8 protein-coding genes are annotated in these 14,166 nt (G+C 38.5%); 6 read left to right on the forward strand and 2 right to left on the reverse strand.

Annotated features, from left to right (window positions below; translation table 11 throughout):
- The first annotated feature begins 20 nt into the window (after nt 1–20).
- The 3 genes from AC0L3Q_RS00395 (at nt 21) to AC0L3Q_RS00405 (ending at nt 8,130) form a co-directional block, all read left to right on the forward strand.
- The gene (locus AC0L3Q_RS00395) at nt 21–977 is read left to right on the forward strand and encodes a PorP/SprF family type IX secretion system membrane protein (RefSeq protein ID WP_473284113.1); all 957 of its coding nucleotides are present in this window, start codon (nt 21–23) and stop codon (nt 975–977) included.
- A 167-nt stretch (nt 978–1,144) separates the two neighbouring features.
- A complete protein-coding gene (locus AC0L3Q_RS00400) occupies nt 1,145–2,293 on the forward strand; it encodes a PA domain-containing protein (protein WP_473284115.1) in 1,149 nt (382 codons plus the stop codon).
- Nucleotides 2,293–8,130 carry a T9SS type A sorting domain-containing protein gene (locus AC0L3Q_RS00405; RefSeq protein ID WP_473287024.1) on the forward strand — a complete coding sequence of 1,946 codons (5,838 nt, stop codon included), beginning with the start codon at nt 2,293–2,295 and terminating at the stop codon, nt 8,128–8,130. The genes AC0L3Q_RS00400 and AC0L3Q_RS00405 overlap by 1 nt, the downstream gene beginning before the upstream one ends.
- 50 nt (nt 8,131–8,180) lie before the next feature.
- Here the strand turns inward: AC0L3Q_RS00405 and AC0L3Q_RS00410 are convergent, their stop codons facing one another.
- Together AC0L3Q_RS00410 and AC0L3Q_RS00415 are read right to left on the reverse strand one after the other, a co-directional pair.
- On the reverse strand, nt 8,181–8,579 hold the full coding sequence (locus tag AC0L3Q_RS00410; RefSeq protein ID WP_473284117.1) for a DoxX family protein: 399 nt from the start codon (nt 8,577–8,579) through the stop codon (nt 8,181–8,183).
- A 62-nt stretch (nt 8,580–8,641) separates the two neighbouring features.
- Nucleotides 8,642–9,796, reverse strand: coding sequence for a DNA polymerase III subunit (locus AC0L3Q_RS00415; protein WP_473284120.1), 1,155 nt, complete (start codon nt 9,794–9,796; stop codon nt 8,642–8,644).
- A gap of 224 nt (nt 9,797–10,020) precedes the next feature.
- On the opposite strand from AC0L3Q_RS00415, the gene AC0L3Q_RS00420 reads away from it, so the two are divergent.
- The 3 genes from AC0L3Q_RS00420 to AC0L3Q_RS00430 all read left to right on the forward strand — a co-directional run bounded on the left by AC0L3Q_RS00420 (nt 10,021) and on the right by AC0L3Q_RS00430 (nt 14,059).
- A complete protein-coding gene (locus AC0L3Q_RS00420) occupies nt 10,021–11,208 on the forward strand; it encodes a phosphoglycerate kinase (protein WP_473284122.1) in 1,188 nt (395 codons plus the stop codon).
- 229 nt (nt 11,209–11,437) lie between these two features.
- Entirely contained in the window at nt 11,438–13,057 is a 1,620-nt protein-coding gene (locus tag AC0L3Q_RS00425) for a lytic transglycosylase domain-containing protein (RefSeq protein ID WP_473284124.1), read from the forward strand.
- Nucleotides 13,058–13,165: 108 nt separating this feature from the next.
- The gene (locus AC0L3Q_RS00430) at nt 13,166–14,059 is read left to right on the forward strand and encodes a DUF4837 family protein (RefSeq protein ID WP_473284126.1); all 894 of its coding nucleotides are present in this window, start codon (nt 13,166–13,168) and stop codon (nt 14,057–14,059) included.
- The last annotated feature ends 107 nt before the right edge of the window (nt 14,060–14,166 follow it).

The following is a 14,166-nucleotide window of genomic DNA, read 5'->3' on the forward strand; positions in this document are numbered from 1 at the left end:
TCAGTAATTAAAAATAGTAGATGAAGAAGTATATTGTAATATTAAGTCTGTTTGCAAGCTATTGCACCTTTGCTCAAGAGTTTTTTGCTCCTGTGCAGAATCAATACATCGCAGATAACCCTTACTTGATATCCTCGGCATATGCGGGAATCGGAGATTGTTGGCAGATCAGAGCTTCTGGTTTTGAACAATGGGTAAGTATTGAAGACTCTCCGGGAACACAATCCCTTTCGATAGATGGTCGGATATCAGATCGTTCGGGAGTAGGTGCTATTCTGTTTAATGACCAGAATGGTTTTACTACCCAAAGAGGGATTCAGTTGTCATTTGCGCACCATTTAACACTGAGTGAATATAATAATCAGTACCTCTCTTTTGGTATAAGCTATAAGTTTACCCAGTTTGGTATTGATACTTCAGAGTTTAACAATGGTGACCCTGACAATCCGGTAATTCCTGGATTGGCAGATATCAGCGTAAATGATTCTAATTTTGATATTGCGTTGCTATATCGTTTAGGACGATTCTTTTTGAGTGCCAATGCGGTAAACTTATTACAAAAGGAAATAGACGACTTTAATCCAACAGAACCTTCTACCATCCAGAATTATTACATCTATACCGGATATACGTTCTATCATCGTTTTAGTGATATAGAGATAGAACCTTCGGTATTGTATCAGAATTTTGCAGGAGATGGCCGTTCTACTACCGATTTGAACCTGAAGGTGCGTAAACTGCATCGAGGAGACTACTATTGGGCAGGAATTAGCCTTAGATCATTGGTAGATCAGGATTTTAAACCCTTATCAGTTTCTCCTATGATAGGAATCAAAAAAGCTAATTTTTATGTAGCCTATGGATATCAAGTGAATGTAAATGAAGTATTACAGCCAACCACAGCAGCTGGATCACATTTGATTACATTAGGACTTGACTTTGGTTGTAGGCAGAGTAAATGTGGATGTACTTACTAAGAAAATACATACAGGTAAAAACCACCCAAATAGGGTGGTTTTTTACGCCAAAACATTATTTATTTATCCATTTAAAATTTTTCTCACTTTTTAGGGTAATGTTTTTCGAAAACCGACACTTATAGAAACAACACCTAAATTAATTTTATTAACTAACCTATAAATGAATGAAAAAACCATTACACTTTAAATTATTGGTATTAGGAGTACTATTAATTTTTAATGGCCTAAGAAGTTATGCTCAAGAGATTGTTCCTCTTGCGGAAAGGGTAAAGCTAAATCAGGTCCAAGGAGATCTCACCATGATAGGAAATTCTATCGTTGGATTAGAGGATAGTTTTACAGATAATATAGTGTATGACCCAAATGCAGCTTACAATGGAAATTTGAACAATGGAAATAGCATTTCGGCTTATATCGATATCGATGGTGATGCATCTACATTTAGTTCTAGTAGTGCAGACTTGGTAACACCAAACCCAAGTTGTACTACCATTGCCTATGCGGGACTGTATTGGTCTGCTACGTATTACCTTGAAAGAATTCCGCAAACCGAATTGACATTTAGCATCAACAACACTACCCTTGCAGGCAATTATGCTGTAGTTGACAATGAATTTTCTCCCGGAAATGTCGAAATTCCAGCAGATCCTGGAATTACCGCTAATTTGGTATTGGTAGATGATAATACGGATACCACTGAAGATGGATGCACCGCTTTGGTAAATGGAGCCGAATTAACAGGGAATATTGCCGTATTGCGACGCGGAAGTTGTTCTTTTACACAAAAGGTCATCAATGCGCAAAATGCAGGCGCAATTGCCGTTATTATAGTAAATAATCAAAGTGGAACTGTAGCCCCGGCAGGAGGGGATGCTGCAATTACCATTCCCACTGTAGGACTTAGCCAGCAAGACGGAGATCTTATTATTGCAGAAATGGCTTTAAATACAGTTAATGCAACTTTGGCCAATGTAGTCAATACTACCACTGGAGATGAACAGTTAACTGATTTATCACTGCTTGATGCCAGAAAAGTGGGGGATGCGGATTTTAGAAACATCAAAGTAAAAGTGCCTGGAGGTTCTTATACGGATGTTACTGCTACTTCTATAATTTACGACGGATATCGAAATACACCAACAAATCCATCTAACGTTGCACAAGACGATGTGCCGTACGTGTGTTACGCAGATATTACGAATCTTATTGATCAAAACAACACCAATGGTACGTTTACTATTGCTAATATGAATGCTACAATTGGTCAAACTTCTGGAGTTTCTGGAGCTGTAGGGGGTGGACATTGGTTATAGTGTATGAAGATCCACAAGCAACACCAAAGTTTATTAGTACCAACGATGGTTTCGTACAGATTGTAAGTAGCAATCCAGATATAGATTTTACCTACACAGGGGTGCCTTCACTTCCTGCACCGCTACCAATCAATGCCAAGTTTGGAATTTCGTCTCTAGAAGGAGATCAAGGCCTCGGAGGAGATGGTGTGAGTATTTTAAATACCTCAAGCATATATGTACCTTTAGGAGAGGTAAGCGGAAATAATCCTTCTTCAAATTTTTTCAACAGTTCAATTACAAACAATAATGCTTTTGTAACGAGCAGAAATCCAAGTTCAGAAAATACCCTTGGATTTGATATTGACATTTTTGATTTACCAAATGCAGGAAATACTTTGATTGGAAATGATCAGGAAGAAGTAAGTTTTAGACTGAGAACAGATCAAGATAGCTACAGGGTGTTTCTAACGGCTTTTGCGACAGAAATTGTCGAACCCGAGCTAAGAGTACTTAAAAGAGGAATAAGCGCAACAGATGGCACAACAGACATCACTGGATCCACTTTAGAGTTGGGTGATGAATTGTTTTATGAGTTAGAGATAAAAAATACCGGAAATGAAAATTTATTGGATGGTACAATAGTCGTTTCTGCACAAATCCCTGCAAATATGGATTTGGTAAATGTAGTAGATGCAACTTTACCAGCAGGCGTGGTGTATGATCAATCGACACCCGGTAAAATAGATTTTTCTATTCCTGCAGGGATTGTCGAGACGTCAGATGCTCCCATCTTTATTCGATACAGAGCTCAATTGGTAAGTGATTGTGCATCTCTTCGAGATACTTGCTCAGAGAATATCCAAAGTTCTGCGATCTCTTCTTATGTGGGAGAATTGTCGGGGGTTTCGGTAACTGGAACTCCAAGTAGCACTGCTTCTGATAGCTGTGGGGTTGGAAATGGGCAATCAACAACCTTTTTGCTAAGTATCCCTGCTTGTAGTACGGATGTTACGATATGTTCGAATAGCTTACAATTGGTTGCAGGATTAGGATACGATCAATATACATGGTCAGGGCCGGGAATAATATCGCCAATAGTTCAAACAGGAGCTAATGCCAATATTCTTGACCTTGCCAACGCTCAAGAAGGAACGTATACCGTAATTAAAGAAGATACAAATCCAGCTGATGGAACTTGTGTAGCGCTTACAGAAGAATTTAATGTTTCAAGTTTTAGAGCCATTTCTAATCCGATTTTGGATTATGTAAACGGAACTAATGTCATTTCTGAAAATTGTAGTGGTATAGAAATTCCACAAATTCTGCTATGTGGAGATCAGGACTTTTTATTAGAAACTAATTTTGATCCAACGCTTAATTTAGTATCCTTCTCGTGGCAACGATTAGCACCAAGTGGTGCATGTGTATCAGATACAAATGATCCTTGTTCTTTATTATCAGGAGACTGTACGGATACAAATTGGGTAGAGGAACCAGGAGGGAATACGCCTAGTTTTACAGTTTCTGAAGAAGGAGACTATAGAATCCTGGCAGAGTTTGACGGGGGATGTTTTACTCCATTTTATTTTAGTGTATCCAAAACCGATTATCAGCCCGAACTCACTATGCAACCTATAGAATGCGGCAATGCTGGAAGCGTTGAGGTAACCAATGCGCCTTTAAATTTTGAGTTTAGTTTGACTTCAGGTGGACCGTATAGTAATACACCTGTTTTCCCTATACCTTCAGGAAGTGGAGGAGACATTACGGTGTATGCCATAGATACCACATTCCCAGGATGCGAGTATACAGCAACCATCAATGTTCCTGAAATTAATCCAACAGTACAGATTACGGCTACAGATCCCACTTGTATCAACGATGCCAATGGTGATGGTTTTGGAAGAATCAACATAGAAGTAATTGGAGGCATACCAGAATATCAATACACTATTTCTGGAGGGAATTTGAGCTCACCAATTGTTGTTCTCAATAGTGATGCTAATAATGGAATCTACACACAAACTGGTCTTGCGCCAGGAACTTATACAGTTGAGGTGGTTACTAATCTTCCAGCGACGGATTGTGTGTTTACCGAAACAGTGACCATTAATAGCGCACCAAATTTTACAGCAGAGGCAGTGTTAATAGCTCCGGAAACATGTGATACAGGGGCTTTAGTTCAGGTAAATGTAACTTCGGGAGCGGGAGACTATTTGTATGATGATGGTTCAGACAATTTCCAAACCAATAATGTGTTTGAAATTCCTATTTCTGCTGATCCAAGTGCTACATATACTTTCTTTGTCACCGATACTAATGTTCCTGCAGGAACCCCTCCTTGTATTATTGAAGCTAATATTACGGGTATCGTTCCTTATAGTGCGATAAACGTCGATAACGTAGAGACCATTAATGCTGCTTGTGCAACAGATAGTGGAGAGATCAGTATTCAGGTATCTCCAGCAGTGGCAGGAAGAACGTATACCTATCGATTGGTAGATGCTTCTACAGATGCAGAAATAGAAAAACTAACCAGTACAGAGAGAAATTTAACGTTTGCCAATGTTGCTGGGGGATCTTATTATATCGAAGTATTGCATAACAATACATCCGATCCGTCAGGAGATCCTATATGTGCAGTTACGTCGGCTGTGCAAACCGTTACAATACCGTCACCAATAAATGCAACGGTATCCGTAATGCGTGAATTAAGTTGTAGTCCAGGAACCGAAGATGCAATTATTAACGTTAATGCCATTTCTGGAGGTTCAGGAAGCTACGAATGGAGCCTTAGTCCAACAGGAGGATTTACCACAGTTGTAGCAGACCCTTTTGATATTCCTGTGAGTACTGCAGGCAATTATACCTTGTATTTACGAAATCAAGGGACTAGTGATTGTACAACATCTTTTGCTATCACTGTTAATCCATTACAAGAAATAGATGACATTAATGCAACGATTGGAAATATAGATTGCAATACCCAAAACATTGAAGTAACTGTTTCTGCTTTACCAGCAGGACCAGCGTATCTATATTCGGTTATACCAGCTCCTATCTCTGGAGATGCGAATTCAGGAATTTTTGTTTTGGATGGTGGAGTGAACTATACATTTACAGCCCAAAGATCTGATAATTCTTGTACATTAAGTAAAGGCTTTACTTTTGATGCTACGTCTCCGATTAATAATCCAACAGTGGTTAGAGATGCTACTGCAATAAATGGAGGACAAATTTCATGTAATAACCCAGAAACGGTAATTGTTTCTATTACCGAAGGTGTTGGTCCTTTTCTTTTTGAGGAGCTTAATGGAGCTGTTACAAGTCAAACCGTTGCCCAGGGCACTGGTGATAACGGAGCGACTGCGGGAATAGAAACAACTGCAGTATTCCCATTATCGAATGTAGGATCGTATACGTTTAGAATTACAGATTTGGCGACAGGATGTAATTTTGATACACCATCGTATTCAATTGATCCTTTTGACAGTATTGAAATACAGGCATTGGTCGCTTCAGACATTACTTGTTTTGGAGATAGTGATGGCTCAATTACAATTGAAGTTTCAGGATATACAGGATCGTATGACTATAATGTAACCAATGTTACCACCATTTCAGGAACAGGAAATACCAATGCGGGACCTTTTGTTGTTACTAATTTGTTGGCCGGAGTGTATACCGTGGAAATAACTGCTACCGAAGCACCATTTTGTAACGTTGCTGCAAACGTAGTAGTTTCAGAACCACAACCCATAACAGCCAGTTTTACAGTAACTGATCCAACCGCGCAAACCGGAGGGCAAATTGAGATAGATACAGCGGGAGGAACACCGCCTTATTTCTATACATTAACCGGTGATGGCATTGGGCCAATTACTGCTACGTCCAATTTATTTGTTGATTTGGATCCTGGAGATTATGTAGTTAGCATCGATGATAGTAATTCTTGCCGTGTAGAATTTCCAGTAACTTTACAAGAGCCTGTAATAGAGAACCTTGAGGTAACTTTGGATCTTGGATCCACCTTTATCAATTGTTATGCACAAAGCACAGCTGTGGTAAGTGCTGATGTAACAGGAGGCACAGGAAATTATCAATATATACTTACTGGAACTAATTTCTTTGGAAGCACCATTACTGTTGGACCACAATCCAATAGTGAGTTTAGAGATTTGGCTGCAGGAAATTATAATTACACGGTGGCTAGCGATGGAGTTAGTTCGTCTACCATTCCTTTTGTGATTACGCAGCCTCAAGAGTTAGTTGGGGCAGCGGATATAACAACTTCGATTTTATGTGTAGGAGATAATGATGGGACCATAAGAGTACAAGTAACAGGGGGGACACCACCATATTCGTATGCTTTGGCTTCAAATCCAGGTCTGTTTTTTAGTGATGAATCCGATGGAGTGTTAAACGCTCATACTTTTGAAGGACTAATTGCTGGTAATTATGAAGTGTTAGTTCAGGATGCCAATGGTTGTAGTCAGATAATTAGTGTTGTGATTCCTGAGCCCACACCAATTGTAGCAAATGTGATCAATATAATCCCTGAGACCTGTTCAGGAAATAGTGATGGGGAATTTACTATTGCCATTTCAGGGGGAACGCCACCATATTTGACAAATATCACTAATAATGATGCTGATTTTGTAATCGATAAATTCAGTTATACAAATTTACCTGCTGGTATTACCACTGTTTTTGTTAGTGATGCCAATGGTTGCAGAGTTACGCTTCCGATAGAAATTTCAGAAGGAATTGATTTTAGGGGAACACTAATCGCTAATTCGGCATGTGCTTCGGATAGTGGTACACCAACACCGGTTTATGAAGTTCGTATAGAATTGGACAGTAATACACCAAACACAGATGTGATTTACTCGCTAGCGGGAATTAATGGAACTCCAAATCCTTCAGAAACGAGTAATACATCAGGAATATTTGCTGTGGAGCCTGGTGAGTACGAAGGAAGCGCCCTAAGTGCAGGTGGATGCGAAGTCTCTGTGGGAACGATTCTGGTAGAAGAGTATGAAGAAGTAAGTATTGTGGTAGAAGGCACGAATCCTACCAACCCAGGAGAAAATGGAGAAATCCTGGTTAATATTATCACAGGAAACGGGCCGTTCAGTATTGCTTTGGATGATGAGGCTCCAATTATTGTAGAGGACAACAATTACGTCTTTACCCAGGTAGCAGCTGGAGACCATCAAATAGTAGTTTCGGATAATGGAGGGTGTAGTGTACAAACTGCAACAGTAACTATTGTTGAAGAAGATAAAAATCCAATTGTTACTTATGCCGAAGAGATTTTAGTTTGTGCCATTACTGGTCAAAGTTATCCGGTAGTTACCATACAGGACGAACAAGGAGAAGTGGTAGATCTTCCTTTACTCAATGTACTTTCAATAGTATGGCAGAAGTTGGATGAGATTACTTGTGATATCGAATTAGAAGATAACTGCCCAACCTCAGACTCTGTATGTACTTCAGATTGGTTTGACATAGGAAATGGAACGAGCAATACCTTTACTGAAGCAGGAGAATATCGAGTAGTAGTTAACTTTATCACACGTTCTGGGAACAACGAAAAAATCTATTATTTCAGAGTAAAAAGTGAAGTAGCTACTATAGATAAAGAGATTGTAGCATTTCCTAATCCTTCAAAAGGTAGGGTTCGATTAAATACAGAAGTAGAAGAAGTATTGATCTATGATGTAATGGGGAAACTGGTGATGAAAACCAATCAAAACTCATATAGCATCGCTAGTTTGCGTAACGGAATCTATTTCGCAAAAATCAAAACTCCGAACCGTAGAGAAGTGATTGTAAAACTCATCAAAGAATAGTGAGTCAACTGATAAGAAAAAAGGAGCATCATTTACCGATGCTCCTTTTTTTATGGTGTGATTACATACAATCCAAAAATAGCAACAATAAAGTAACAGGTAATAGTGAGTGCTCCCTGATAGTCTTTGGCTACACGTTGACCAAAAAGAAGGAGCAAGAGTGTAATACATCCCAAAAACATAGCCAGCGTACCAAAATAGGTGTTGTTATCCATAATGAGATGATAAATACCAATGATACTGCATACAGCGGTTACAACCTCTATCACCAAAACAACCAATAGTAAAAGTGGTACCATTTTACCCATAAAAGTGGCTGCAAAATGTTCTTTTAACCAAGAAAGATTTCCTTTCCAATCTACTAATTTGTCAATCCCAGATTGTAAAAAGGTGATTAAGAGAAATAATAGAATAGTAATTGAGACGATATGCGTCATAAAATTATCCATAGTTGAGCGATTTTGTAAAGCTCAAATATAGAGGTAAGATTTAAGAAGATAAAATAATGGACTTAAACACTTTTGCGATGCAACAATCGTGTGAGTTTAATTGAGAGATCCGTGAGTATGATCTTTGCATTCCCATTACGTTCGATATGATAAGCAGCATCCTGCAATTCATTACAAATATCCATGATGTTTGCTCCGTGTATAAAAGGTGCAAATTTTTCGAGTTGAAATCCACTAGTTTGAGGTTCCAAAAACACCAATTGTTCGGCTCCGTAATTGAGTAAGAGTGCTTGTCTGAAGAAATCCAGACAATAGTTCAAAAAACGTTTTTGGGTTTCTCTACCTGTTTTGGCAATCGATTCACTCCAGGTGATCAAATCATTTACAGCAGATTTGTTACCCTTGGCTCTAAAGGCTGTTCGTACCCATTGTATAAACCATTCTTCAAATTGTTCATCACCACCATCGTGGTGCAATAAGTGTAATGCCTTGCTGTAATCACCGTTGGCCTGGTGGGCGATTTTTAATGCTTGTGTATCAGATAGATTTTCGTTTTTTTGAAGCGCTTCCTGAATCACTTGCTCACCCAAAGGAGGGAAATGTAAAACCTGACATCTGGATCTGATCGTTTGGATAAGCTGTTCCTGATCCTCGGTAATCAAGATAAATATGGTTTTCTCTGGGGGTTCTTCGATAAGTTTCAACAACTTGTTGGAAGCCGCAATATTCATTTTGTCTGCCATCCAGATCAACATCACCTTGTATCCACCTTCATAACTTTTGAGCGAAAGCTTTTTTACAATTTCCAAGGCTTCATCAACTCCTATTTGCCCTTGCTTGTTTTCGATTCCCAAAGAGAGATACCAATCAAAGATACTTCCGTAGGGATTCTCCTTAACGAATGTTCTCCATTCCTCAGCAAATTGATCTGATGTAGGATGCTTTTTGACTTTATAATTGATAGCTACGGGATATACAAAATGTAAATCCGGATGCGCCAGATGATCAAATTTGATATTACAGGCGTGGTTCCCTTCTGTGTTTTCTGCGTTTTTATTCTGGCATAAAATATATTGCGCATAGGCAATTGCCATTGGGAGTGTGCCGCTCCCATTAGGACCTACAAAAAGTTGTGCATGCGGGATACGTTGTCGATCTGCACTTGTAGTGAGATAACTTTTGATATGTTGCAGTCCTAAAATTTCGGAAAAAAGCATAGGCAAATATAAAAAGAAGTATGAGGTACCCCATAAAATGAAGCACTATTAATTAGGATTGTGACAAGTTTATGGAATATCATTTTTCCATCAAAAAAGCAGTTTTTGTAAAAAATCAATAAAACTTAAAATTTACTATCGTTTTCGTAGATTTTTTTCTTGATAATTCAGAGGTTTTTAATGAAATAAAATTATTTTCGTTTGCTCAATCCAATACCAGTAAAATGAAGACAATCAGTGACTATAATTTCGAAAATAAAAAAGCCCTAATACGAGTTGATTTTAATGTGCCCTTGAATGAAGGATTCGAGGTGACCGATGATACAAGAATTCAGGCAGCCAAGCCTAGCATTATCAAAGTTCTTGAAGATGGAGGTAGTGCGGTTTTGATGTCGCATTTAGGGCGACCAAAAGGGGTTCAGGATGAGTTTTCGTTACGTCATATTGTAGAAAAAGTATCCGAAGTATTGGGTGTGCAGGTAAAGTTTGTAGCAAATTGTGTTGGTCAGGAAGCCGAAGATGCTGTAGAAGCACTCAACCCAGGAGAGGTATTGTTGTTAGAAAACTTACGATTCCATCCTAGCGAAACAGCAGGAGATGAAGCTTTTGCCGAGCAATTATCCAAACTAGGAGATATTTATGTAAACGACGCCTTTGGAACTGCGCACAGAGCTCATGCTTCTACAACGGTTGTGGCTCAATTTTTTCCGGATCAGAAATGTTTTGGAAGCCTATTGGCCAAAGAGATCGAAAGTATTGATAAGGTATTGCGTAGCGGAGAGAAACCTGTTACTGCAGTGTTAGGAGGATCAAAAGTGTCCTCAAAAATTACAATTATCGAAAACATTTTGGATAAGGTAGATCATTTGATCGTTGGTGGTGGAATGACCTATACTTTTGTAAAAGCTCAAGGTGGACAAATCGGAGATTCGATCTGCGAAGATGATAAACAAGAATTGGCACTAGAAATTTTAAAGAAGGCTGCAGAAAAAGGAGTTCAGATACATTTACCTGTAGATGTTTTGGGAGCAGATGCTTTTGATAACAATGCCAATACTGAAATCATGAAGGTAGATGCCATAAAAGAAGGATGGCAGGGATTGGATGCAGGACCTGAAACATTAACGAATTTTCATGACGTTATTTTGCAATCAAAAACCATTCTTTGGAATGGTCCATTAGGTGTTTTTGAAATGGAAAGTTTTGCCAAAGGAACGATAGCACTTGGACATTCGATTGCCGAAGCTACACAAAATGGAGCATTTTCACTAGTAGGTGGAGGAGATTCGGTAGCAGCGGTAAAACAATTCGGTTTTGGAGATAAAGTGAGTTATGTATCTACCGGTGGAGGAGCGATGCTGGAAAGTTTAGAAGGAAAAACACTTCCTGGAATTGCAGCAATAGAAAACTAATAAATAGCAGATTTTAGTAGGAAAATCAACATTTTTTGTAAGAATTAAGATAAAACCGGTCATTTGAACCGGTTTTTTAATGTTTTTAACGTCTTGATCTTTTGGATTTTAGAAAAAAATGCGATTTTCGCTGATGTATTGTTGATAACATGTTGACAGCAATGCTTTTTACCCCAGAATTCCCTAAATAGTTGTAAAAAGAATTAAACCGTATCGTAAGATGATTGGAATGAAAAATAAGTATGCATTATTTTTTTGTTTTTTGGCAATACTAACTACAGTTTCGGCTCAGGAACCCACACCTGAAACCGATCCAGAGAACACCAAGGAAATTGTACTGGAAAAAAATGTGGGCCTTCAACAAGATACAGTAACGGTCATAGATACCACCAAGATTATCAAAACAGGAATTGAGTTACAAACAACAACGGTTACTTCTACCAGTGTTAAGGATAGTGTGATTTATGCTGCAAAGGATCATCCAAAGTTATCTCGTCTGGATTCTCTTTGGAAACAAGAACTATACAATTCTAGTTTATTTGATAGCATCTATAAATCGGTAACCGAACTCGAATACGAACCGGTAGAATATGTAGACTTACCCACAGATACACTGAAGGCCCGATTGGCAGAACTTAACGCACGTACGCCTTTTAATGTAGAATACAATCCTTCTCTGGAAAGTGTGATCAAGAGATACCTTAAAAATAGACATGAGCATCTGGAGCGACTTATGGCGCTAAGTCATTTTTACTTCCCACTTTTTGAGCAAGAGCTAGATAACCAAAATATTCCTTTAGAAATTAAATACTTAGCCATTGTCGAGTCTGCACTGAAGCCGAGAGCAAAATCTAGAGTAGGAGCTACAGGATTATGGCAGTTTATGTACGGAACAGGAAAAATGTATGGATTAGAAGTAAGTTCGTATGTAGATGAGCGTATGGACCCCATCATGGCCACCAAAGCGGCGTGTAAGTATTTGGCAAAGCTGTATGAAATATTTGGAGACTGGGATTTGGCTTTGGCCTCTTATAATTCTGGGCCAGGTAATGTAACCAAAGCGATTAGACGCAGTGGAGGATATACCAATTATTGGAATATACGACACAACCTACCTCGAGAAACTGCTGGGTATTTACCAGCATTTCTAGCTACGATGTACATTTTTGAGTATGCCGACAAGCATGGTTTCAAACCCAAAAGACCAGAGTTTGGATATTTTGAAACCGATACGATCAAGGTAAAACAAATGATCACTTTGGATCAGGTTTCAGAATACATGAATATCGATGTTGAAGAATTACAATTCTTAAACCCTTCTTACAAGCTAGATATTATTCCATACATCAAGGACGAGGACTATGTACTTCGATTGCCTTTGAATGAGGTGGGAGCCTTTGTAGCCAACGAGGATACAATTTACGCAAGGGCTAAGGCAGAATTCGATAAGCGCGAAAAACCGTTGCCAAAATATTTTGAAGCTAATGATAGAATCAGATATCGCGTTCGCAGTGGAGATTATCTAGGGAGAATAGCAAGAAAATATGGTGTACGAGTAAGCCAGATTAAACGATGGAATGGTTTGCGAAGCAATAATCTAAGGATAGGGCAACGACTTACTATTTATCCAAGAAGACCTGTTGTAGACGCTCCTGTAAAAAAGAAGACATCCGTAAAAAGTAAGCCTATTGACCCTAATATAGAGACTTACGTTGTCAAGTCTGGAGATACCTTATGGAGTATTTCGCAAAAATTTAAGGGGATAAGCGTCGAAAATCTTAAAAATTGGAACGATATTAGCGGTAGTGGTATAAAGCCAGGTATGAAACTGAAGCTTTCGAAGTCATAACCGCAAACAATATCTTATGAAAAAAATAGCACTCACCATTATTGGTGCGCTGTGTCTACTTGCATGCACAGAAACCAAAACTGAAAAAAGAAGTCTTCGCAAGGGGCGATGGCCCACTCTGTTGGAAAGATCAATGAGCTTTCTGTTGTTATTGATAATGATTTATGGAAAGGGAAACTAGGGGATACCATACGTAAATATTTTGGAGCCGAAGTTCCAGGACTTCCACAGGAAGAGCCTTTGTTTTCGATGCGTCAAATGCCAAAAACAGCCTTTTCTGGGCTAGCTCGAAAGAATAGAACGTTTTTACAAATCAATAAGGGAGGAGAAAACAATTTTCAAGTACTTACCAATAAGTTTGCTACCCCACAGGTAGGATATGTCATTTCAGGAAAAACGGAAGAAGATGTGGCAAATGAGTTGATCAAAAACTATGAAACCATCGTCGCCAAATTCAAACTGGTCGAAACTAAAGAAAAACAAGCAAGAATTAGGAAGTCATTAGAAAAGATACCTCAATTACCCGAAAAATTAGGAATCAATCTCGATATACCTAGTGCGTATCGTATTGCAGTAGAAGAAGAGGATTTTTTCTGGATTCGTAAAGATATTCAACACGGTAGCATGAATTTGATGATATACGAGCTTCCGATGAATACCATCAGTAAAGATTCGAATACGGTAGCGAGTATTGTAAAGATGAGAGATTCTATCGGTGCTGTAAAAATTCCAACTGAAGAGGTAGGGAAATTCGTTACAGAACAAGCGTATGCCCCCTATTTGTACGAAACGAATCTTGATGGAAGGTTTGCTTTCGAAACCAAAGGAACCTGGGAAGTCAAAAATAGATTTATGGCGGGTCCTTTTGTAAACTACGCTATAGAAGATAAGCCAAATAATAGATTATTAGTGCTTGAAGGTTTTGTATTTGCCCCTTCGGTAAACAAGCGAGACAATATGTTTGAATTAGAGGCAATTATGAAAACCATAACATTTAATTAGAAGTATTGGCAAAAAATTAACTTAAATCTCTTAAGGTCGGTATAATATTTGTGAATTTATAAACAGAATTCACCCCATTTATTGAGTATTTTTAAAATATTCACAAT

It is taken from the genome of Aquimarina sp. KJ22-3 (genome assembly GCF_055808215.1).